This is a genomic window from Acetobacter fabarum, from assembly GCF_022483405.1.
Classification (GTDB): Bacteria; Pseudomonadota; Alphaproteobacteria; order Acetobacterales; family Acetobacteraceae; genus Acetobacter; species Acetobacter fabarum.
Map to the genome: position 1 here is coordinate 1,744,420 of NZ_JAKVNI010000001.1, position 22,164 is coordinate 1,766,583.

Annotated in this window: 25 protein-coding genes; 23 read left to right on the forward strand and 2 right to left on the reverse strand. The window is 60.2% G+C overall.

Annotation, left to right across the window (positions count from 1 at the left end; all coding sequences use genetic code 11):
• Positions 1-39 precede the first annotated feature (39 nt).
• The 14 genes from LKE65_RS08155 to leuB all read left to right on the forward strand — a co-directional run bounded on the left by LKE65_RS08155 (position 40) and on the right by leuB (position 13,720).
• Positions 40-705 (forward strand): LolA family protein, encoded by a 666-nt coding sequence (locus tag LKE65_RS08155; protein ID WP_278740948.1) that lies wholly within the window; start codon positions 40-42, stop codon positions 703-705.
• 144 nt (positions 706-849) lie between these two features.
• The gene (locus LKE65_RS08160) at positions 850-2,199 is read left to right on the forward strand and encodes a replication-associated recombination protein A (RefSeq protein ID WP_278740949.1); all 1,350 of its coding nucleotides are present in this window, start codon (positions 850-852) and stop codon (positions 2,197-2,199) included.
• Positions 2,200-2,209: 10 nt separating this feature from the next.
• A complete protein-coding gene (locus LKE65_RS08165; protein WP_086645486.1) occupies positions 2,210-3,193 on the forward strand; it encodes an RluA family pseudouridine synthase in 984 nt (327 codons plus the stop codon).
• A gap of 35 nt (positions 3,194-3,228) precedes the next feature.
• The gene (locus tag LKE65_RS08170; protein ID WP_278741812.1) at positions 3,229-5,379 is read left to right on the forward strand and encodes an AsmA family protein; all 2,151 of its coding nucleotides are present in this window, start codon (positions 3,229-3,231) and stop codon (positions 5,377-5,379) included.
• An 11-nt stretch (positions 5,380-5,390) separates the two neighbouring features.
• Complete coding sequence (locus tag LKE65_RS08175; protein ID WP_341461209.1) at positions 5,391-6,128, forward strand: ATP12 family chaperone protein; 738 nt, start codon at positions 5,391-5,393, stop codon at positions 6,126-6,128.
• Between the two features lie 121 nt (positions 6,129-6,249).
• Positions 6,250-6,768, forward strand: coding sequence for a Spy/CpxP family protein refolding chaperone (locus tag LKE65_RS08180; RefSeq protein WP_278740951.1), 519 nt, complete (start codon positions 6,250-6,252; stop codon positions 6,766-6,768).
• A 116-nt stretch (positions 6,769-6,884) separates the two neighbouring features.
• On the forward strand, positions 6,885-8,285 hold the full coding sequence (ffh, locus tag LKE65_RS08185; protein WP_086645482.1) for a signal recognition particle protein: 1,401 nt from the start codon (positions 6,885-6,887) through the stop codon (positions 8,283-8,285).
• 58 nt (positions 8,286-8,343) lie between these two features.
• Positions 8,344-8,694 carry a 30S ribosomal protein S16 gene (rpsP, locus tag LKE65_RS08190; protein ID WP_048852797.1) on the forward strand — a complete coding sequence of 117 codons (351 nt, stop codon included), beginning with the start codon at positions 8,344-8,346 and terminating at the stop codon, positions 8,692-8,694.
• Positions 8,695-8,711: 17 nt separating this feature from the next.
• A complete protein-coding gene (rimM, locus tag LKE65_RS08195) occupies positions 8,712-9,251 on the forward strand; it encodes a ribosome maturation factor RimM (RefSeq protein WP_086645481.1) in 540 nt (179 codons plus the stop codon).
• Entirely contained in the window at positions 9,248-10,015 is a 768-nt protein-coding gene (gene trmD / locus LKE65_RS08200; RefSeq protein WP_086645480.1) for a tRNA (guanosine(37)-N1)-methyltransferase TrmD, read from the forward strand. The genes rimM and trmD overlap by 4 nt, the downstream gene beginning before the upstream one ends.
• The gene (rplS, locus tag LKE65_RS08205; protein ID WP_086645479.1) at positions 10,012-10,398 is read left to right on the forward strand and encodes a 50S ribosomal protein L19; all 387 of its coding nucleotides are present in this window, start codon (positions 10,012-10,014) and stop codon (positions 10,396-10,398) included. The genes trmD and rplS overlap by 4 nt, the downstream gene beginning before the upstream one ends.
• 147 nt (positions 10,399-10,545) lie before the next feature.
• Positions 10,546-11,949, forward strand: a complete 1,404-nt coding sequence (gene leuC, locus LKE65_RS08210) for a 3-isopropylmalate dehydratase large subunit (RefSeq protein WP_086645676.1) — start codon at positions 10,546-10,548, stop codon at positions 11,947-11,949.
• A complete protein-coding gene (gene leuD / locus LKE65_RS08215; protein WP_165925416.1) occupies positions 11,949-12,572 on the forward strand; it encodes a 3-isopropylmalate dehydratase small subunit in 624 nt (207 codons plus the stop codon). Before leuC ends, leuD begins: the two co-directional genes overlap by 1 nt.
• A 23-nt stretch (positions 12,573-12,595) precedes the next feature.
• Positions 12,596-13,720 carry a 3-isopropylmalate dehydrogenase gene (gene leuB, locus LKE65_RS08220; RefSeq protein WP_278740953.1) on the forward strand — a complete coding sequence of 375 codons (1,125 nt, stop codon included), beginning with the start codon at positions 12,596-12,598 and terminating at the stop codon, positions 13,718-13,720.
• Between the two features lie 160 nt (positions 13,721-13,880).
• Here leuB and rpsU read toward each other — a convergent pair whose 3' ends face one another.
• Positions 13,881-14,084, reverse strand: coding sequence for a 30S ribosomal protein S21 (gene rpsU / locus LKE65_RS08225; protein ID WP_003623949.1), 204 nt, complete (start codon positions 14,082-14,084; stop codon positions 13,881-13,883).
• A gap of 215 nt (positions 14,085-14,299) precedes the next feature.
• Here rpsU and def point away from each other — a divergent pair, with 215 nt between their 5' ends.
• Genes def through LKE65_RS08250 form a run of 5 tightly spaced genes read left to right on the forward strand, consistent with a single transcriptional unit; the run spans position 14,300 to position 18,134 of the window.
• A complete protein-coding gene (def, locus tag LKE65_RS08230; RefSeq protein WP_278740957.1) occupies positions 14,300-14,830 on the forward strand; it encodes a peptide deformylase in 531 nt (176 codons plus the stop codon).
• Entirely contained in the window at positions 14,827-15,492 is a 666-nt protein-coding gene (locus tag LKE65_RS08235; RefSeq protein ID WP_278740959.1) for a rpsU-divergently transcribed protein, read from the forward strand. The genes def and LKE65_RS08235 overlap by 4 nt, the downstream gene beginning before the upstream one ends.
• 14 nt (positions 15,493-15,506) lie before the next feature.
• Entirely contained in the window at positions 15,507-16,019 is a 513-nt protein-coding gene (locus LKE65_RS08240; protein ID WP_278741813.1) for a MarR family winged helix-turn-helix transcriptional regulator, read from the forward strand.
• A gap of 1 nt (position 16,020) precedes the next feature.
• Positions 16,021-16,743, forward strand: a complete 723-nt coding sequence (locus LKE65_RS08245; RefSeq protein ID WP_086645475.1) for a response regulator — start codon at positions 16,021-16,023, stop codon at positions 16,741-16,743.
• Positions 16,744-16,751: 8 nt separating this feature from the next.
• On the forward strand, positions 16,752-18,134 hold the full coding sequence (locus LKE65_RS08250) for an ATP-binding protein (RefSeq protein WP_086645673.1): 1,383 nt from the start codon (positions 16,752-16,754) through the stop codon (positions 18,132-18,134).
• A 25-nt stretch (positions 18,135-18,159) separates the two neighbouring features.
• Here the strand turns inward: LKE65_RS08250 and LKE65_RS08255 are convergent, their stop codons facing one another.
• Positions 18,160-18,720 (reverse strand): outer membrane protein assembly factor BamE, encoded by a 561-nt coding sequence (locus LKE65_RS08255; RefSeq protein ID WP_086645474.1) that lies wholly within the window; start codon positions 18,718-18,720, stop codon positions 18,160-18,162.
• Between the two features lie 256 nt (positions 18,721-18,976).
• On the opposite strand from LKE65_RS08255, the gene LKE65_RS08260 reads away from it, so the two are divergent.
• From LKE65_RS08260 to LKE65_RS08275, 4 genes are all read left to right on the forward strand, one after another.
• Positions 18,977-19,531 (forward strand): DUF177 domain-containing protein, encoded by a 555-nt coding sequence (locus tag LKE65_RS08260; protein ID WP_086645473.1) that lies wholly within the window; start codon positions 18,977-18,979, stop codon positions 19,529-19,531.
• Between the two features lie 170 nt (positions 19,532-19,701).
• On the forward strand, positions 19,702-19,905 hold the full coding sequence (rpmF, locus tag LKE65_RS08265) for a 50S ribosomal protein L32 (RefSeq protein WP_048852785.1): 204 nt from the start codon (positions 19,702-19,704) through the stop codon (positions 19,903-19,905).
• Between the two features lie 85 nt (positions 19,906-19,990).
• Positions 19,991-21,097 (forward strand): phosphate acyltransferase PlsX, encoded by a 1,107-nt coding sequence (plsX, locus tag LKE65_RS08270; RefSeq protein WP_086645672.1) that lies wholly within the window; start codon positions 19,991-19,993, stop codon positions 21,095-21,097.
• Between the two features lie 72 nt (positions 21,098-21,169).
• A complete protein-coding gene (locus LKE65_RS08275; protein WP_086645472.1) occupies positions 21,170-22,138 on the forward strand; it encodes a beta-ketoacyl-ACP synthase III in 969 nt (322 codons plus the stop codon).
• Positions 22,139-22,164 lie beyond the last annotated feature (26 nt).

Genomic DNA, 22,164 nt, shown 5'->3' on the forward strand with positions numbered 1-22,164 from the left:
GGCTGTAATAGCTGGCAGTCAAAGTGAGATGCCCTGTTCATGATAAGAGTTTTTCGTGCTGTTGCGCCATTATGTGCCGGTCTGCTCCTGCTGGCGGGGGCTGCCCATGCGCAGGATGCCCAAGGTGGTGCTGATACTGCAGCCGCCAGCACCGTGCAGCCCGCCCGCCTGAGTGCTGCGGACAAGGTATGGGTTGGCCGGATTGAGCAGGAGCTTAACCATGCGCTCACCTTCAAGGCCCGCATCCAGCAGATAGATGCGGAGGGCAAACGCACAACCGGCACGGTGTGGATGAAGCGCCCCGGCCAGATGCGTCTGGCCTACGACCCGCCATCCCCTTTGCTGCTGGTTGCCAATCAGGGCAAGGTTGTGTTCCGCGACAGCCAACTGGACCAGACAACGGTCATACCCATGGACCGGACCCCGCTTGGGCTTCTGCTGGCCCAGCATGTCAGCCTGTCTGACGGGGTTACATTGACCGCCTTCCGCCACGAAGCCGGGCTGCTTGCGGTCAAGCTGGTGCGCACGGCATCGCCCGGAGATGGCAGCCTGACACTGGTGTTTTATGAAACCCCGCTGGCCTTGCGCTCATGGAGTGTGCTGGATGCACAGGGGCATGAGACCCGCGTAACCCTGTTTGACGTGCATCCGGGGGCGGATATTCCGGCCAGTACGTTCGACCTGCCCGCCCAGCCGGAAGAATAATATCGTCCCCGATGGGGCCGGCCCAGCACGGCCCGGTTTGCGCAGCTACTGGAAAAACAGGCCGCGCATGGCGATATATACGGCGAACAGGACAGATTTTGAGACTGAAGGTATGAACGCCATGACCACACGGCACGCAGCACCATGACGGGGGAAGACCTGTTTGGCGGGGCCTCCCCCACGCCGGGTGCCGATGCCGCTTCGGCGCGCGCGGGGGGCAGGCCCGCTCCAACCCAACCGCTGGCGGACCGCCTGCGCCCGGCCTGTCTGGCCGATGTGGTGGGGCAGGGGCACTTGCTGGGGCCGGAGGGCACGCTTACGCTCATGCTTGAGCGCGGCACCCTGCCCAGCCTGATCCTGTGGGGTGGGCCGGGGGTAGGCAAAACCACCATAGCCCGCCTGCTGGCACAGGCCGCGGGGTTGCGGTTCATGCAGATTTCGGCCGTGTTTTCCGGGGTGGCGGACCTGAAAAAAGCGTTCGACGCCGCGCGCAAGCTGGCGGCCGGGGGCGTGGGCACACTTTTGTTTGTGGATGAGATCCATCGCTTCAACCGCGCGCAGCAGGATGGCTTTCTGCCCGTGGTGGAGGACGGAACCGTGGTGCTGGTAGGGGCCACGACCGAGAACCCTTCCTTCGCCCTGAACTCGGCCCTGCTCTCGCGCTGTCAGGTTATGGTGCTTAACCGGCTGGATGACCCGGCACTGGAAGCCCTGCTGGCCCGCGCGGAGGAGGAGACAGGCCACCCCCTGCCTCTTACGGAGGACGGGCGTGCCACCCTGCGCGCCATGGCGGATGGGGATGGCCGCTACCTGCTGAACATGGTTGAGCAGGTTCTGAGCCTGAAAAACACAAAACCGCTGGATGCGCAGGCTCTGGCCCGGTTGCTGGCCAAAAGAGCCATTCTGTATGACCGGGACCGGGAGGAGCATTACAACCTTATTTCCGCCCTGCACAAATCACTCCGCGGCTCGGACCCTGACGCCGCGCTGTACTGGTTTGCGCGTATGCTCGAAGGGGGCGAGGACCCGCGTTATCTGGCCCGCCGCTTGACCCGCTTTGCCACCGAGGATGTGGGCATGGCCGACCCTAACGCCCTGCCTCTGGCCGTGGCTGCGTGGGAGACATATGAGCGGCTTGGCTCGCCCGAGGGTGAGTTGGCTCTGGCACAGCTTGTGGTGCATCTGGCGACAGCCCCCAAATCCAACGCGGCCTACAAGGCGTATGGGGCTGCACGCCGTGCCGCCAAGGCCACTGGCAGCCTTATCCCGCCCGCGCATATCCTGAACGCGCCCACGCGGCTGATGCAGGATATTGGCTACGGCAAGGGGTATGAATACGACCACGATGCGGAGGAAGGTTTTTCGGGGCAGAATTATTTCCCCGATGGTATGCGCCGCCAGACCTTTTATAATCCAACGGGTAGAGGCTACGAACGGGAGGTCAAACACAGGCTGGAAACATGGTCCCGCTTGCGGGAACGGCGCCAGTCGTGAATATCAGCGCATGAGTGTTGTCAATCTTACCGTGAGCGAGGACGAGGCCGGTATCCGCCTCGACCGTTATTTCCGTCGCCATTACCCGCATCTGACCCAGGGCGCGCTGCAAAAACTGTGCCGCACAGGCCAGATTCGCGTTGAGGGCAAAAGGGTGGAGGCCTCCACCCGGCTCGAGCCGGGGCAGAGCGTGCGCGTGCCGCCCATTCCCATGGCTGCCAAGCCCGCGCGTGATGTGCCGCGCCCGCTGGACGACAAGCTGGTGCGCGAAATCCAGCGTATGGTCGTTTATCAGGACAAGCACCTGATTGTGCTGAACAAACCCTCCGGCCTGGCCGTGCAGGGTGGTCCGGGCATTACCCGCCATGTGGACATGATGCTCGATGGCCTGCGTGAAAACCCCGATGACCCGCGCCCGAGGCTGGTCCACCGGATTGACCGCGATACATCGGGCCTGCTGCTGCTGGCCAGAACCCCCGGCGTAGCTGCCAAACTTGCGGCCTCCTTCCGTGGGCGGGACGTTAAAAAGACGTACTGGGCTGTTGTTGTAGGCAGGCCAGACCCGCTCTCGGGCGAGATCGACCAGCCGCTTGCCCGCCTGGGTGCCGGGCCGGGGGCCATTACCGTTGCCGCCGACCGTAAGGATGAGGATGCCCAGTCCGCCCGGACTGTGTACGAAGTACTGGATTCGGCAGCCCGCAAGTTCTCATGGCTTGGGCTTTCCCCCCTTACGGGGCGCACGCACCAGTTGCGCGTGCATTGCGAATCCCTTGGCACCCCCATTCTGGGTGACCCCAAATATGGTGGGGCCACAGCGCACCCCTCCGGCTTTACGGACCAGTTGCACCTGCATGCGCGGGAGCTGGACATGCCCCACCCCGCAGGTGGCCGCCTTGTTGTAAGTGCTGAACTCCCCGCGCATATGCGCGAGACCTTCCGCGCTCTTGGCTTTACACCCGGAACAACGCCGCCCCCTGCGCGCAAGGGCGGCTGAGCGGCAACCGACCTCGCGCGGGAGAAAACGTGACAATGCGGTTTAAGTGGAAAATTGGCCTGCTTGCGGGTGTTGTGGCTGTGGTCGCGGGTGGCGGGACAATTTTTTCCGCAACGCAGGATGCCACATGGCTGAAAACCCGGCTGAGTGATGCGGTGGAACAGGGCACGGGGCGGCACCTGAGCATTGGCACGCTGCATGTGTGGGTGCTGCCCTTCCCTTGGGTGGAGGCGCAGAATGTGCGCCTTTCCGGCGTGGAGGATGGTGGCCCGGACGTGCTGGCGGTCAAGCAGGTGCGGGCACGGCTCTCCATCATGCCGCTGTTTTCCCACCGCATTGCGTTCCGGGATGTGAGCATTATTGCCCCCAAAATCACCCTGCGCCGCCTGAGTGATGGCCGGGCGGACTGGCTGCTGACCCCACCAGCCGCCACGGAGCAGGCTGCGGGCCCTGCACCTGCCGTGCGGATGCACTGGAATGTCAGCGCATCGGACCTGAACATCGTGCAGGCAGATGTGGTGTGGGATGACGCCCTTACCCATTATTCGGGCACGTTTGGCCTGCGCAAGGCCACGTTGCGTGGGCTGGATGGCACGGCCCCCGATCTGGACATACAGGGCCAGAAGGGCTCCGCCAGCTTCAGCCTGACCGGGCAGACAGGCCCGTTCTGGCCCCTTGGTGCGCAACTGCCCCTGCAACTCCGCCTGAGTTTGAACAATGGCGGGCATTCCATAGGCCTTGCGCATGTGGATGGCGTGATCAACGCACCGCAGGCCGAGCGTGTGTATAACCTGCATATGGGCGGCTCTGTCGGGCAGTTACAGGACCTGAATGCCTTTTTCCCCCATGCCAATCTGCCTGATGGGCAAAACCTCTCGGTGGATCTGAGCGTGGCGGGGAGTGGGGATGCCCCGCAGGTCCAGAGCCTGCATATCCGCACGGGGCGTGTGGATCTGGGGCGCTGGCTGCCACAGGCAGCACTTGTCCGTGCTGTGGTGGATGCGCCCACCCCAACGGACCCGCTCAGCCTGCATGTGGAAGGGCAACTGGGTAGCCAGCCTGTGGGTCTTAACGGGTCCGCGGGCACTCTGGCACAACTTGTGCAGATGCAGGAGCAAATCCCTGCACCCGTGGATCTGGCGGTTACGCAGGGGCAGTCTTCCGTGCAGGTCAAGGGTGCGCTCAGTGCTGCCCATTCCGCGCTGGATGTGCAGGGTGCGCTGGAGCATCTGGCGTTTGGCACGCAATGGCCGGATGCTACCGGGCTGACAGTTACCGGGCATGTTGAAACCGACAAAACGGCATTTTTATACAAAAATCACACGGTTGCGGACGTCATGCACAACCTTGCGCTGGCGGGGGATATGCAGGTGCAGGCCGTAAGCTGGCAGGGTGTTACCTGGTCGCAGGTGCAAACGCATGTGGCGCTTGCCAATGCCCGTCTGGTGCTGGACCCCATCCATGCCGTGGGGAATGGCCAGCAGCAGGTTGCCCGGTTTGTGTATGACCTGTCTGGCCCGCAGCCGCAGGTGGAGGCTTCCGCCCGCTCGGTTTTCCTGCCTCTGGCGGTTGTACAGGCATGGATGCAGGTTGCACCGGACATGCAGGGCACGGTCCAGCTTGTGGGTGCGCTCTCTGCGCAGGGTGATACGGCGGCTGCGCGCAGTAGTTCCCTTGCAGGGCATCTGGGTGCGTCCGTGGTGGATGGGAGCGTGGGCGGCGGGCTGATACGCCGTTTTCTGGGGCCGCAGGTGCCGGTCAAGGGGCAGATGCCTGTGCGCTGCTTTGGTGTGCATACACAGTTTGCCAACGGCGTGGCCCATATTGATCAGGTCGGGCTGGAAAGCGCCTTTTTGCACCTGCGCGGGCAGGGAACGGTTACTCTGGATACGCATGAGCTTAACATGGAGCTGGCACCGCAGGTGCTGCTGGGAGGGGCTTCGGCTTCGTCCTCCCTGCGTGTCACGGGGCCGTGGAATAACCCGCAGGTGAGCATGGCTGCCGCGCAGGATGGGCGCGTTGGCATTATCATTGGTGGGGAAGGGGAGGAGGCTACCTCCTGCGCGCCACTTCTGGCTGCTGCGCGTGAAGGAGCCGATGGTCCAAGCCCGACCGTGGTGACAAAAAAAGCCAGCAAGGAGGAAAAGATCATGAACATGCTGCATGGTCTGGGGCTGTTCCGGTGAGCGCGAACGCAATGGGTCTGCCCGGGCGTACCCCGGCAGGGCGCAAACGGTTTTGGAAGCAGGTCCAGCTTGTCCCGCATGATGGGGGATTTGCTGTTCATCTGGACGGGCGCAGCGTACGTCTGCCGGGTAAAACGGTCCTGTGTGTGCCATCCCGCGCGCTGGCCGAGGCACTGGTGGCCGAATGGCAGGCTGCCGGGCAAACCGCAGAGGGGTATTTTACCCCCGATGACCTGCCATTAACCGGCATTGCAGGCTCCATGCTCGAGCGCATTCCGCAGGCGCGGGACGGGGTGGTGCAAAGCCTTCTGGCTTATGCCAACAGCGACCTGATCTGTTACCGCGACGGCGCGGGTGGCAAGCTGGCGCAACAGCAGGCAACCCTGTGGGACCCGTGGCTGGCATGGCTGGATAAAACCTACGGTGCAACCTTCCGGACCACACTCGGGGTTATGCCTATCTGCCAGTCCGATCAGGCTTTGCAGGCGCTTGGTACGGTTATGGAGAGCATGACAGACGCGCAGCTTGCCGTGCTGGGTGTAGCCGTTCCGGCACTGGGGAGTCTGGTGCTGGGGCTGGCCTTGCTTGGTGGCGCACCGGTGGAGGAACTGGTTGCCTGCGCTACGGTGGATGAGCGCCAGCAGATGGCGGTCTGGGGGCAGGATACAGAAGTTACGGACCGCATTGCCCGTATGCAGATGGAGCTGGAAACAGCCGCCCGGTTTGAAGCGTTAATGCATCAGGCCTGAGCGCTGGCCGCCCATGCTCCGCTAAGGCAGGGTGTGGGGTGTTTGCGCACGGGGCGTTTTGGTGTTTTTGTGGTCACTGTCAAACAGTGGAATCTGTTTTTGCAGGGGAGTATTTCAGGTCATGAAGATCAGCAACGGTGTCTTGGCTGCGGCAATGGTCGCGGGGCTTTCTCTCTCTGGTCTGTCGGCGCATGCGGCGGGGCCGGGTGGTTGGGGTGGTGGCATGGGTGTTGGCTCCACCTTTGGCGGTCCGGGCGGTAATGCGCTGGAGGGGCTGGACCTGACCCGCAAGCAGCGCAACCAGATCACAACCATCCTCAAGGAAGCGCATGACCAGGATCAGGCGCAGGACACGCAGGAAGAGTTTGAAAACCTGCACGAGCAGATACAGGACCTGCTGAGCGTGCCCGGCCCGCTGGATCAGAACCAGATTGCGCAGGTACAGCAGAAAATGGCAGCCCTGCGTGCAGAGCGCGAGGCACGGCACCTCCAGACCGCCAGCCGGATTCATGACGTGCTGACGCCTGAGCAGCTGACCCAGATGCGTGAGCGGCAGCGCAAGATCCATGACCTGCTGAGCCAGCTGAATGCCTTGCAGCATCCCGCCCAGCAGATTTCTTCCGATAGCCAGAAGAAGTAAAAACCAGAAGTTCCTTGACTCAGGGCCCGGTCGTACCGTAAGCCCTGCAACAAATCAGGACCGCCACTCCGCGAGTGTTCGCGCAGTGGCGCGTCTCGTTATGGGGTGTGTTGCACTTGTTCGAAGCTCTTTCAGGCAAGCTTTCCGGGGTTTTTGATGGTCTCGCCAAACGTGGCGCGCTGTCTGAAGCCGATGTGATGGAGGCCATGCGCGAAGTCCGTCTGGCCATGCTGGATGCGGACGTCGCGCTGCCCGTTGTTAAGGACTTTGTTAACAAGGTTAAGGAACGCGCGGTTGGGCAGGAGGTGCTGGAAAGCATTTCTCCCGGTCAGGCCGTTGCAAAAATTGTTAACGATGCGCTGATCGACGCGCTCGGCGGTGCAGGTGTTGCCCCCCTTAACCTGAATGCCACCCCACCCGTGCCGGTGCTTATGGTCGGGCTTCAGGGTTCGGGTAAAACCACCACATCGGGCAAGCTGGCCCTGCGCCTTGCTACGCGTGAGCGTAAAAAAGTGCTGCTGGCCTCGCTCGATACGCAACGCCCGGCCGCCCAGTTGCAGTTGGCCCAGCTTGCCCAGCAGGCTGGTGTAACGTCCCTGCCCATTATTGCGGGGCAGACACCAGTCGGGATTGCCCAGCGCGCGCTCGAAGTCGGGCGCAAGGAAGGGTATGACGTCGTTATCCTCGATACGGCGGGTCGTCTGTCCATTGACGAAGCGCTGATGGAGGAAGTCCGCCAGATCAGGGACGTAACACACCCGGCGGAAACGCTGCTGGTTGTGGACGCCATGACCGGGCAGGACGCGGTCAATACCGCCAAGGCGTTTAACGAGGCCGTGGGTGTGACCGGTGTTGTCATGACCCGTATGGATGGTGATGCGCGCGGTGGTGCGGCCCTGTCCATGAAGGCCATTACCGGCGCACCCATCAAGCTGACAGGCTCGGGCGAAAAGCTGGACGCGCTGGATGAGTTCCATCCCGAGCGTGTGGCAGGCCGTATTCTGGGCCTGGGTGATATTGCCGGTCTTGTGGAAAAAGCAGCGGATACGCTGGACCACGAGGAAGGTGAGCGTCTGGCCCAGCGCATGATGGCTGGCAAGTTTGATCTGGATGACTACGCATCCCAGATCCGCCAGATCAACAAGCTTGGTTCCATTTCCGGTATTCTGGGAATGTTGCCGGGTATGGGTAAGGTCAAGGAAGCGCTGGGGGACAAGGACCTTGATACGTCCGTCCTTAAAAAGCACCTTGCCATTATCGGTTCCATGACCCGGGGCGAACGTCGTGCGCCGGGGATTATCAAGGCCTCGCGCAAAAAACGTATTGCCGCAGGGTCTGGAACAACAGTTCAGGACGTCAACAAGCTGCTCAAGCAGTTCGACATGATGTCCACCATGATGAAGCGTTTTAACAAACTGGGCGTGAAAGGTCTCATGCGCCAGGGAATGTCTGCGCTCATGCCTAAGGGAATGGGTGGAGGCCCGCCGGGTGGTCCTGGCGGTTCTCCCTTCCGCTGATGCGGCCTGTTTCTGCCTAAGTTTTCCGGGTTTTGTTTTTCGGTCTGGAGTATTCCGAATGAGTGTTAAAATTCGTCTTGCCCGCGCTGGTGCCAAGAAGCGTCCTTACTACCACATCGTTGTGGCAGACAGCCGCAGCCCGCGTGATGGTCGCTTTATTGAAAAAGTGGGTGCCTACAACCCGATGCTGCCTTCCGACCACGCTGAACGCGTGCGTCTGGTAAACGAACGCATCACGCACTGGCTTTCCCAGGGTGCGCAGCCGACCGATCGTGTTGCCCGCTTCCTTGGTAACGCCGGCCTGATCGCCAAGCCGAGCTTTAACGAGCAGCCCAAGCAGTCTGCTCCGAAGAAGAAGGCACAGGAACGTGCAGCCGCTGCCGCCAAAGCAGCAGAAGCCGCAGCCTGAGCTAAGCCGAGCCAGCTATGCAGCCTGACCTGATCCTTGTTGGTGTTGTGGGTAAACCGCATGGAGTGCGCGGCCTTGTGCGCGTGCATTCCTATGCGGCGGATGCCGCAACGCTGGAGGATTATGCGGTTCTGCAGGATGCGCAGGGGCGTAAATGGTCCTTGCGCTGGTGCGGTGCGGATAGTGTTGCCGAGCTTAAAGACGCAGATGGCAAGCCACTGGCGGATCGGACTGCGGCACAGGCGCTGGTGAATACCCGCCTGTATGTGCCGCGCTCCTGCCTGCCGGAGCCAGAGGAAGAAGAATTCTACCATGCTGACCTGATCGGCATGGAAGCGTTTGAAAAAGGTCTTTCTCTGGGGCGCGTCCTCATGGTTCACGATTACGGTGCCGGTGCCAGCCTTGAACTGGGTGATGGCTCGCTTGTTCCCTTTACCAAGGCCTGTGTGCCTGAGGTCAAGCTGGATGAGCGTACCATAACCATTGTTCGTCCCGACGAAGTTTCGGGGGAAGAGGGGCGTGGTGTTGGCAAGCGGCAGGCGGGGGCGCCAGCATGAGCTGGCAGGCCACCGTTGTAACACTCTTCCCGGAAATGTTTCCGGGGCCTTTGGGGCAGTCCCTTGCGGGGCGTGCGCTGGAGAACGGGGTGTGGTCCTGCCGTACCGAAGACCTGCGTGAGCATGGTCTTGGTCGCCATCGTGCTGTTGATGATACGCCGTTTGGTGGTGGCGCAGGCATGGTTATCCGCCCGGACGTGGCCGATGCGGCACTTGCCGCAACGCAGGCTGACGCCAATATTCCGTGTGTGTATCTTACGCCACGGGGGCGTCCGCTTACACAGGCGGATGTACGGCGTTACGCGGCAGGTCCAGGCGTTATGCTGCTGTGTGGCCGGTTTGAAGGGGTGGACGAGCGCTTTTTGCAGGCAAGGGGTGTCGAGCAGGTTTCCATCGGGGATTATGTTCTCTCGGGTGGGGAAACTGCAGCTCTGGTTCTGCTGGATGCGTGTGTTCGTCTGCTTCCCGGTGTAATGGGGAGTGAACAGAGCGGTGTGGAGGAAAGTTTTTCCGACGGGCTGCTCGAATACCCACATTATACCCGCCCGGCTGTATGGGATGGGCATGAGGTACCCGAGGTTCTGCTTTCGGGTAACCATGCTGCCATAGCGCAGTGGCGGCAGGCTAAGGCTGAAGAGACAACGCGGGAAAGAAGGCCGGATCTGTGGTCTGCCTGGCTGGCTCGCAAGAATGAAAACAGGACTGCAGCTGTGGGCGGGGCCGCACAGGCAGACCTTAGGGGTTTGAGAAGGATACCGACATGAACATTATCCAGCAGTACGAAGCTGCCGAAATTGAACGTCTGACCGCTGCGCGCGCAGTGCCCGTATTTGATGCCGGTGACACCGTGCGTGTTTCCGTGCAGGTCAAGGAAGGCGAGCGCGTTCGTCTTCAGGCGTTTGAAGGCGTTGTGATCGCCCGTTCCAACAAGGGCCTGAACAGCAACTTCACCGTGCGCAAGATCTCCAACGGTGAAGGCGTGGAACGTGTGTTCCCGCTGTATGCTCCGACTGTGGCCGAAATCAAGGTCGTGCGTCGTGGTAAGGTGCGTCGCGCAAAGCTGTATTACCTGCGTGGCCGTAGCGGCAAGTCTGCACGTATTGCAGAACGCCCGCGTGAAGTTGTTGCTCCGGCAGCAGCAGGCTAAAAGCCACAAGGCTTTTGGGCACGACGCCAGACATGGCTTGTGTGAACCCGACTGGCCTGTGGCCAGTCGGGTCTTTGTGATAAAACAGGGTGTGTGCAGCGCTCATTCAAGGCTGTTCACACGGATATAAAGGTAAGGAGGATGCGCATGGCTGCGCGTACGTTGTTCGACAAGATCTGGGATGATCATGTCGTGGAAACCCTTCCGGACGGCACCTCCATTCTTTATATCGACCGCCACCTCGTCCATGAGGTGACCAGTCCGCAGGCGTTCGAAGGCCTGCGTCTGGCCGGGCGCAAGCTGCGCCACCCGGAAAGAACCGTGGCTGTTGTGGACCACAACGTGCCCACATCCGACCGGAGCCAGCCGATCGAGGAAGCGGACAGCCGCAACCAGATTGAAACGCTCGAGCGTAACGTCAAGGAATTTGGCGTTCCCTATTTTCCGCTTCTGTCTGCCAATCAGGGGATTGTGCATGTGGTTGGGCCGGAGCAGGGGATTTCCCTGCCGGGTATGACCATTGTGTGCGGTGATTCGCATACCTCCACGCATGGAGCACTTGGCTCGCTGGCGTTTGGTATTGGCACGTCCGAAGTTGAACATGTCATGGCTACGCAGACCATTCTGCAGCGCCCTGCCAAAAACATGCGTGTCAATGTGGAAGGAACCCCCGGAGCGGGTGTTTCCGCCAAGGACATCATGCTGGCCATTATCGGGCATATCGGCACCGCCGGTGGCACGGGGCATGTGATCGAATTTGCCGGGTCCGCCATTCGTGGGCTGGATATGGCAGGCCGCATGACCATCTGCAACATGGCGATCGAGGCCGGTGCCCGCGCAGGGCTTGTTGCCCCGGATGAGACCACGTTCGAGTACGTGCGCAACCGCCCGTTTGCCCCCAAGGGTGAAGGGTTTGAGCAGGCCGTTGCCTACTGGAAAACCCTTGCATCGGACGACGGTGCGCATTTTGACCGCGAAGTAACCCTGCGCGCTGAGGACATTGGCCCGACCCTGACATGGGGTACAAGCCCCGAAACAGTTCTGGCCATTACCGATACCGTGCCCGACCCGGCACAGGAAACCGACGAGGCCGTAAAAGCCCAGTTGCAGCGCATGCTGGATTATATGGGCCTTGAAGCCGGGCAGAAAATTGCTGGTACGCCGGTGGATGTGGTCTTTATTGGCTCATGCACCAACAGCCGGATTGAAGACCTGCGTATGGCTGCTCAGGTTGCCGCCGGGCGCAAGGTTGCTCCGGGCGTGCGCGCCATGATTGTTCCCGGTTCGGGCAACGTCAAACGGCAGGCTGAGGAAGAAGGGCTGGACCGTATTTTTCTGGATGCAGGTTTTGAATGGCGTGAGGCCGGGTGCTCCATGTGCCTTGGCATGAACCCCGACCGCCTGACCCCCGGCCAGCGTTGCGCATCCACCTCCAACCGTAATTTTGAAGGGCGGCAGGGGCCGGGTGGGCGCACACATCTGCTTTCTCCCGCCATGGCTGCTGCTGCTGCGGTCACGGGCTGCCTGACCGATGTGAGGGAACTGGCATAATGGAAAAGTTCGTCACGCTGTCCGCCATTGCAGCGGCTCTGCCGCAGGCCAATATTGATACGGACAAGATTATTCCGGCGCGGTTTTTGAAAACCACCCAGCGTACCGGCCTTGGCAAGCACGCGTTTGATGCCATGCGCTACCTGCCCGATGGTGCCGAAAACCCGGATTTTGTGCTCAATCAGCAGCCCTGGCGCAAAGCCGAAATCCTGATCACGTATGACAATCTGGGGTGTGGTTCCTCGCGCGAGCATGCGCCGTGGGCTTTGCTGGATTTTGGTATCCGCTGCGTTATTGCGCCCTCCTTTGCCGATATTTTCTTCAACAACTGCTTCAAGAACGGCATTCTGCCCATCCGCCTCCCGCGTGAGGTGTGTGATGAGCTGATGGGGGACGCACAGATGGGCAGCAATGCCCGCCTGACAGTGGACCTGCCGCGTCAGGTTGTTATTCGCCCCAATGGGGAAGAAGTCCCGTTCGAGATTGATGCCTTCCGCAAGCATCTCCTGCTCGAAGGGCTGGATGACATCGGCCAGACTCTCAAGCACGAAGCAACGATTACAACATACGAAAAACGGCAGGACCGGGATAAATCCTGGCTGCCCACCATTCATTTTGACTGAACAGATCCCTACGGAGCACCGCGATGACAGACCCCAAGCAGCCCGTTAAACTTCTTGTCCTGCCCGGAGATGGGATCGGCCCCGAAGTTGTGCGCGAAGTCGGCCGGATTATTGCATGGCTGGAAAAAAAGCGCGGCCTGACATTTGAACTGACCGAAGACCTTGTGGGTGGTGCCTCTCTGGCGGAATACGGCGTGCCGATCCGTGATGAGGTGATCGAGAAGGCCTGGGCTGCCGATGCTGTTCTGTTCGGCTCGGTGGGGGACCCCAAATGGGGGCATGTCAGCTTTGACAAGCGGCCGGAAGTCGCCATTCTCAAGCTTCGGCAGGAACTGGGGCTGTTTGCCAATCTGCGTCCCGCCAAGGTGTTTGATGCGCTGGTCGATAGCAGCACGCTCAAGCCCGATGTTGTGCGTGGTCTGGATATTATGATCGTGCGTGAAACCGTGGGCGGCATTTACTTTGGTGACCCGCGCGGGATCGAAACCCTGCCCGATGGCTCCAAGCGCGGCATTAACACCGAGGTTTACACCACGTCGGAAATCCAGCGCGTGGCCCGCGTTGCGTTCGATCTGGCCCGCAAGCGCGATAACCGCGTGTGCTCGGTGGAAAAATGCAACGTGATGGAAAGCGGCCTGCTGTGGAAAGAGGTCGTGACCGATGTACACGCCCGCGAGTTCCCCGATGTGACGCTGTCGCACATGCTGGCCGATAACTGCGCCATGCAGCTGGTGCGCAACCCGCGCCAGTTTGACGTGCTGGTAACCGGTAACCTGTTTGGCGATATTCTGTCCGACCTCGCTTCCATGCTGACAGGTAGCCTTGGCATGCTGCCATCTGCCACTCTGGGGGCGGAACAGGCCGATGGTCGTCGTCCGGCTCTGTATGAGCCCATCCATGGTAGCGCGCCTGACATTGCAGGGCAGGGTATTGCCAACCCGATTGCCCAGATTCTCTCGTTTGCCATGCTGCTGCGGTATTCGCTCAATCTCCAGAGCGAAGCGGATATGATCGAGCAGGCAGTTTCCAACGTTCTGGCCAGTGGTCTGCGTACGGCGGATATTATGGCCGAAGGCATGGCCCGCGTTGGTACGTCCGTTATGGGCGAAGCCATTGTGCGCGAACTGGACAAGCTCCAGAACAGCTAAAGCTGGAGCATACGCCCACAAAAAAGCCGCCCACAGCACTGTGGGCGGCTTTTTTGTTGGTTGCTTCAAGCAGGCTCTGGCTTGCATCCGGGCAAACAAAAAGGCCGGAGCCCGTGGGGGCAACCGACCTTTAATGCCTGCAAAACAGGAGGAGGCTGGCTTAGAAGCCTTCGCGTTCCAGACGCTTCCGTTCCATTTTGCGTGCGCGACGTACGGCTTCTGCCGCTTCACGCGCTTTGCGTTCGGACGGCTTTTCAAAGTGCCGACGCAGTTTCATTTCACGGAAGATGCCTTCGCGCTGCATTTTTTTCTTGAGCGCTTTAAGAGCCTGATCGACATTGTTGTCACGGACTAGAACGTGCACTTGGTCACTAACCCCTGTTCAAAAAAATCCGGCAAACCGGTTTTTGGGAAGCCATTATGGAAGGAGATCTGCGTTACCCTTCCGGGCTGCCGATTCCACTGTTGGCGGTCTCTATAACACGGCCTTAAGACAAGATACAATTCGTTCTTGCGTATCAGACCCGCACTTCCGTGTGTTTTATTGTGGATGTGCAAAAAAACAGGACAACAAAAAGCATGTCGGTTCTTGCTATTGCCCGTATGGGCCACCCGGTTCTGCTGCAACGCGCGGTTGAGGTGGAAGATATCAGTGCTCCCCAGATCAGGGAGCTGCTGCAGAATATGCGAGAAACCCTGACCGAAAGTGGCGGTGTGGGTCTGGCGGCACCGCAGGTGCATGTACCGCTCCGGCTGTTCCTGTATTCGGTACCCCCCACGCGCAGCGAAGGGGAGGATGATCCGCCACGCCCGGTGCAGGCCCTGATTAACCCGGTTATCGAACCGGATGGGCCGGATATGATGCCGCGACTGGAAGGATGCCTGTCCATTCCCGGATTCAGGGGGGAAGTGCCGCGTTACCGCCGTGTGCGCTATAGTGGCTGGGACGAGCACGGCGCGCGGGTGGAGGGCGTAGCCTCGGGCTTTTGCGCCAATGTCATGCAGCATGAAATGGATCATCTGGACGGAATCCTCTATCCCATGCGTATGAAGGATATGGCCCGCTTTGGTTTTGAGGCGGAAATCACACGGTATGGGATACAGGCATGAGCATGCTGCCGGGAAAAATGGAACAGGCCTTGTCTTTGGCGGTGGCAACACTGGCTGCGGGCATTATGCCCGCCCCCATGGAGCGGGATGCGGACCGGGATGCCGCCTTGCGCAAGCTGGCATCCGTTGCCGGGGAGCGCGGGTGGAGCATGGCCACGCTCAGATCCGTGGCGGGGGCCGATGCAGACCTGCTTTTTCCCGCAGGGGTGGTGGAAATGGTGGAAGCTTGGTCCGATCTGTGTGACCGCGCCATGGTGGACGCCATGCAGGACACGCAGGAACCCCGGCTGAGCCAGCGGGTGCGTCAGGCTATTCTGCTACGTCTGCCGCCCGATGAGCAGCGCCGCACGGCTGCCCTGCGGGGGATGCGGGTCTTTTTATCCTGCGGGGGACAAAAGGCTTTCCGCCGCGCATGGCTGCGCACGGTTAATGCCATATGGCAGGCTGCGCAGGACGATGCGACAGGCCTGACCTATATGAGCAAACGGCTGACTCTGGGCGGGCTGTATGCCTCGGTCTTTCTGTTCTGGCTGAGCCGTGGGCAGGATGAAGCCGCATTCGAAGCGTTTGTAGACAGGCGTCTGGCCGATGTGCTGCGCATAGGCCGCCTTAAGGCCCGCTTTGGCGTACAGGCAGGCACCCCGGCACCAGCCGCAGGGTAAACACACGCATGGTCATGCCACCTCCCCATGAGCGCGCAGGCTCAGACCTGCTCTTTTTGCGTGAAGAAAGTTTAAGACTGGCACAGACCCTCATGTTTTTGGCCGCGCGGGACATGGCCGAGGCTGTGGCCCCCGTGCTGGAGGAGGATGGGCTGGGCCGCGCGCATTACCGTGTGTTGCAGGTGCTGGCGTTTAGTCCGGGTATTCCTGTTAGCCGGTTGCAGGGCATTCTGGGTGTGACCAAGCAAAGCCTTGGGCGCACACTGCACGAGCTGGATGCGCGGGCATACCTGCAAAGCAAAGCCGGGCGGCAGGACAGGCGGCAGAAGCTGCTGTTTTTAAGCCCGACTGGCAAAGCCGCTGAGGCCCGTCTGTTTGCTGTTATCCGGCAAAGGCTGGTTGCCGCCTACCGCGAGGCCGGGGGCGCTGCGGTGGAGGGTTTCCGTCGTGTTATCAATGGTATGCTGTCCGAGCATAGTCGTGCCTTGCTAAGCGAAGAGAGCGCAGGGCGAAGGGAAGGGCGTTAACATGTCTGAGCAGATAACAACCGCCGAAGGAGATGTGGCCGCCCACGTAATGGTGGTGGATGACGACCCGCGCCTGCGTCGGCTGTTGCAGCGTTACCTGTTTGAGCATGGGTTCCGCGTGAGTGTTGCCGCCAATGCGACCGAGGCACGGCACACGCTGGAAGGTATCCAGCCCGATGCGCTAGTGCTGGACGTGACCATGCCGGGGGAGAACGGGCTGGAATTAACCCGGTCCCTGCGAGATGCCGGGCAGGACCTGCCCATTCTGCTCCTGACCGCGCGCGGGGAGCCGGAGGACCGCATTACCGGGCTGGAAGCGGGAGCAGATGATTACCTGGGGAAACCTTTTGAACCGCGCGAGCTTTTGTTGCGGCTCAAGGCGCATCTCCGCCGGCATCAGCCCCCACCGCCAACAGACAACCTGCGGATTGTCCGACTGGGGGATAAGGAGTTCGATCCGGTCAGGCTTTTGCTCAGTGGGCCGGATGGTAATATCCACCTGACCGGGGGGGAGGCGGCCCTACTGTGCGTTCTGGCCCGCAGACCCAATGAAACCTTCACGCGCGAGGACATCGCCAAGGCCATGGACATGACCGAAATTGGCGAGCGCGCGGTTGATGTGCAGGTAACACGCCTGCGCCGTTGCATAGAACCAGACCCACGTGAGCCGCGCTTTTTGCATACGGTGCGCGGGCGCGGATATGTGCTTAAGCCGGGTTTATAGGGCGTATGATGGGCCGCAAGGGATTCCGCCTTTTCCCACGTGGGGGGTGGCCCGCGCTCAAGGTGGAAAAATCGGTCAGGCGCATGTTGCCGCGCTCCTTGCTGGGGCGTTCTTTGCTGATTGTTCTGTTCCCGCTGCTGATCACGCAGGGAATCGCGCTTGAGCTTTATTACGGCAATTTTCTCAAGGTGGTATCCCGGCGGCTGACCGGGTCGGTCACGGCGGAAATTGTTTTGTCCCTTAACGCGCTGGAACGGCTTAAAAACCCGGCGGACAAGGAATGGTTTGTTGCGCAGGCGCGTGAGCAGCTCCAACTCATAGAAATCTGGCGACCGGGGGAAAAACTCTCCCGCGTGGGGTCCACCCATGTTCTGGGCCCTATGGATGATGACCTTGTGCATGCGCTGCGGGAGGCCATTGATTACCCGTTCTTTGTCAAATGGCGGCATTTCCATCATGCTGTGCGTATTTACATCCAGCTTCCCGATGGCGTGCTGGAAATAGATACCCCGCGCAAACGGCTGGATATGGGGCAGATCTGGCTGTTTGTGGCATGGACCGTGGGCAGCACGTTTTTGCTGTTCATTATTGCGGGCCTGTTCATGCGCAATCAGGTGCGCGCCATCCGGCAACTGGCTCAGGCGGCGGAGCAGTTTGGCATGGGGCGCGATATTGGCCCTATTCGCCCCGCAGGCGCGCAGGAGGTGCGTAAGGCTGCCGTGGCCTTTAACCGCATGCAGGACAGGATAACCCGCTTTGTGGCGCAGCGTACGGGCGTTCTGGCCGGGGTTTCGCACGATCTGCGTACCCCCCTGACCCGCCTGCGGCTGTCTCTGGCCATGATGCCGCGTGAAGGTAGCATATGCGCCAAGGCCATGACCGAAGATATTGATGAAATGATCGGCGACATTGCCGAAATGGAACACATGATCGACAGCTACCTTTCCTTCGCACGGGGGGAAGGGTCGGAGAGTGTCCAGCAGGTCGAGATGCTGCCGTTTCTGGAGGATGTGGTGGCCGCAGCCCGGCGGGCAAGTGTGCATATTCGTGCACTTGTGGTGGAGCCGGGTTTGCGTGCGCATATGCGCCCCGATGCCATGCGCCGTGCGTTAGGTAACCTGTTTGATAACGCCCGCAGGCACGACGCAAGCGTGGTGCTGAGTGCGCGCCGCGTAGGCGGTGGGGTGAGTATTCTGGTGGATGATGACGGGCCGGGTATTCCGCCAGACCGCCGTGCCCAGGTGCTGCGTGCGTTCGAGAGCGGGCAGGATGGTGGCACCGGGCTGGGCCTGACCATCGCGCGTGATATTATTCGTGCACATGGGGGGGAAATGGCGCTGGAACAGGCGCCAGAAGGCGGGTTGCGCGTCCGGCTGTATCTACCAAACTAGCAACGCGCCACCGGGAAAAGGTATTTTACAGCGAGTTGCCCGAACCGAAGTGACCGGGGCCGGAACTGTTGTTGAACATTCCGCCCTGTCCGCCCGCAGCGCCTGAACCCATCATGTTCTGCATGGGGTTATAACGGCCCACATTGCCCAGAATCTGCTGGAGCGCGTTAATCTTGGTGCCCGGCGTTGGCGTGATCTCGTTGATCATGGCCACGTGTTTGGCGTCCTTGATGTTGAGCGTGCGCATGCTTTCCAGCGTGCCTGCGCTGTTGAACTTGAGCACAACAAGGTCCTGCTTCATCACACCGGGGAAATCCATGGGCACCAGATGGGTGGTCATGGAAATGTAGATCCAGATATTATCGTCAAACGCGCCCTTGGTGGTGGGGGAGCCCATCAGGTCAATGGCGTCTGCGCGGGTGCTGGTGCCGGGTTCAAGCTGGCTGTATTCTTCAGGCTCAAGCAGGGAGCCTCTGGGCGTGGGGGTAGGGCCAAAAGCCTGACAGCCGGACAGTACAAGAACCGTGGCGAGTGCCCCACAGGCACTTTTAAGGCGCGATGTCTTGTTCTTGCGTGGCGGCGTCATCTGGTCAGGGTGTCCCAAGCGTAAGATTGTGATCCATGATCGTCATCCAACTGGCAACGGCCATGTCTGTCCGATGCCCCAACACTCGCGGGGCGTCAATTGCTGAATGGCAAAAAGAGCACGCTTTATGCGGCTCAGGCCCGGACATTACTCCATAAAGTTCCGCTTGTGTGGTAGATTGTTCAGGCGGTGGTCAGAAAGCTTTGTCCCGAGCGCATCCCGCCTGCTTGTTTCAGCGTTACTTCAGGAGACTTCCATGACCGAAAAGCCAGAATTCTATCGCCCTCTGGCCGTGCGCCGAATCGGAATGCTGGGAACGGATATGACCGTGGAAGCCACGCCGGATGAGTGTAAAAAAGTGGCCCGGCGTCTGGGCCTGCAGGATGTGGCCCTGTTGCGCTGCCGTTACCGGCTCAAGGATGACGGGCGCGGTGTTGTGACGGCCGAAGGCGCGCTGGCTGTCCGTTTTACGCAGACCTGTGTTGTGAGCATGGAGGCGTTTGAGGATATGATGGCGGGATCGTTCGTTGTCCGCTTTGTTCCGGCCAGCCAGTTTGTGGAAGGCGACGCGCCGGATATGGACGCGATTGATGAAATTCCGTATGAGGGGCAGGACGTTGATCTGGGCGAGGCTGTTGTTGAACAGTTTGCTCTGGATCTGGAGCCTTATCCGCATGCGCCGGATGTTGTTCTCCCTCCCGGCCTGATCATGGATGAGGATGAGGCTGAACAACACGGTCTTGAGGAAGAGCCTGAGAAAAAGGCCAGTCCTTTTGCTGGTCTGGCTCGCTGGCGGGGCGGAAACGCGTAATTGCCCAAGTGTGGGTGTGGGGTTTTCTTGTAGGATTGCTTGCGAAAACGCTTGCTGTCTGCTAGAGGCCGCGGCTCAGTGCTGGTGATAAACCTGTTTTGGCGTCTGGCTGCGTTAACGCGTGACCGGGCGTGTTGTTCTAACCATTTTTATGAGAAGGGGCTGGGCTTATGGCTGTACCCAAAAAGAAAACCTCGCCTTCACGTCGTGGCATGCGTCGCAGCCATGAAGCTCTGCGTGCAGAAGCTCATGCTGAATGCTCCAACTGTGGCGAACTGAAGCGTCCTCACAATGTCTGCAGTCACTGCGGTCATTACGACGGCCGTGAAGTGATTGCCGCAGGCAAGGCACTCAAGGTCGCCGTTCGCGCCTGATTTTTCAGGCGTGAAAACGCGTGCTGCATCCGTAGCACGCGGGGTAATGGGGGTAAGGCATCTGCGGCATGGCAGAGAAGCAGGCATGAGCAAGACCGAGATTCCAGAAAGTTTTCCTTCCGACCCTAACGAGGTGTTCAACCTCGCCGTGGACGGAATGGGGGGCGATGGGGCTCCAGAAGTGGTTGTTGCCGGGCTTGCCATTGCTGCCGAACGGCACCGCAATATCAAGGTGCTGCTGATCGGGGATGAGGCGCGCCTGCTGCCTTTGCTGGCGAAGTATCCCAAGGCTGCGTCCATATGCACGGTGTGGCATACGGATGTGTCTGTCTCCATGGACATGAAGCCAACATCCGCTTTGCGGATGCGTCAGTCCTCCATGCGGCTTGCCATGGACGCCGTAGCCAGTGGGCGTGCCCAGGGGGTTGTGTCCGCCGGTAACAGTGGTGCCATGCTGGCTCTGGCCAAGATTGTGGTCAAAACCCTGCCGGGTATTTCCCGCCCGGCCATGGCGGCCATCAGTCCCACCATCAAGGGCGACGTGGTCATGCTTGACCTTGGCGCCAATGTTGCGTGCGACTGGCGTAATCTGGTCGAGTTCGCCGTTATGGGCGAAGCCTTTGCCAAATCTGTTCTGGGGTTGCCCGCACCAACCATTGGCCTGCTCAATATTGGCGCGGAAGAACTCAAAGGGGATGAAAAACTGCGCGTAGCGGCTGAAACCCTGCGTGAGAGTCCTCTGGCTGCCCAGTTCCACGGTTTTGTGGAAGGGCATGATATTACCGCAGGCACCACGGATGTGGTTGTAACTGACGGGTTTACCGGAAATGTTGCGCTTAAAACCGGCGAAGGTGTGCTTAAAATGGCCACCACCCTTTTGCGCCGTGTTTTCCAGCGTGGGATCATCTCCCGCCTTGGCTACCTGCTTGTTCGCCCCGGTCTGGAGCGGATGAAGGAGTGGCTGGACCCACGCCGTTACAATGGCGCTGTTTTTGTGGGCCTGAACGGTGTGGTGGTAAAATCCCATGGCGGCACAGATGCCGAGGGCTTTGCCGCCGCAGTCGATGTGGCCATGGATATGGTCACGCATGGTTTTAACGAAAGCATTCGTGAGCGTCTTTCTCATATGGGGGCGTTGTTAATGCGCCCGCAGACGGAGGAGGAATGTGAACCAGCCCTCCCGGTGACCTGAGTAAACGGGACGAATGTGTTGCGCGTGTAAGCCTTTGAGCTGCCTGCGCTGGCGGATAATGAAAGAACGGTCATGGCGAAACGTTCGCTTCTGGTAGGTTTTGGTGGATTTCTGCCAGAAAGAGTTGTCACGAACGAAGAGCTGGCAACCCGGCTTGCGACATCGGATGACTGGATCAGAACCCGCACCGGTATTACCCGCCGCCACATTGCTGGCCCCGATGACAGCGCAACCAGCATGGGGGCGGAAGCCGCTCGCAGGGCGCTGGATTATGCGGGCCTGAGCGCTGATGATATTGATGTTGTTCTGGTCGCAACATCCACCCCTGATCAGGCTTTTCCCGCAACGGCAGTTCGGATTCAGGCTGCTTTGGGCATGACCCATGGGTTTGGCTTTGACGTTGCAGCAGCCTGTTCCGGTTTTATTTTTGCTTTGGCAACTGCGGATTCCTTTATCCGTTCCGGGCAGGTGCGTAATGCCCTGGTGATCGGGAGCGAGGTTTATTCCCGCATTGTGGACTGGGAAGACCGCGGTACATGCGTCCTGTTCGGGGATGGTGCCGGGGCTGTTGTCTTGTCTGCATCAGAGAGCGAATCCGATGCACGCGGTATTCTGTCCACCCATCTGCATTCCGATGGCACAACAGGCGACCTGCTGTATGTGGATGGCGCCGTGGGGCAGCCCGACAAAACCGGACATTTGAAAATGAGCGGGCGTGACGTGTTCCGCCATGCCGTGGCCAAGCTGTCGTCTTCCGTGGATGAAGCGCTGGAAGCCGAAGGGCTGACCTACGCGGATGTGGACTGGCTTGTGCCGCATCAGGCCAATATCCGGATTATTGAAGGCGTGGCCAAAAAGCTTGCACTTCCGGCTGATCGCGTAGTTGTGACTGTTGACCGGCACGCCAATACCTCTGCCGCTTCCATTCCTCTGGCGCTGGATGAAGCCGTGCGGGATGGCCGGATTCAAAAAGGTGAACTGGTGCTGATGGAAGCACTGGGCGGCGGGCTGACATGGGGTTCGGTGCTGGTTCGTCTGTGATCGGGCGATAACAGACAAGTGACATC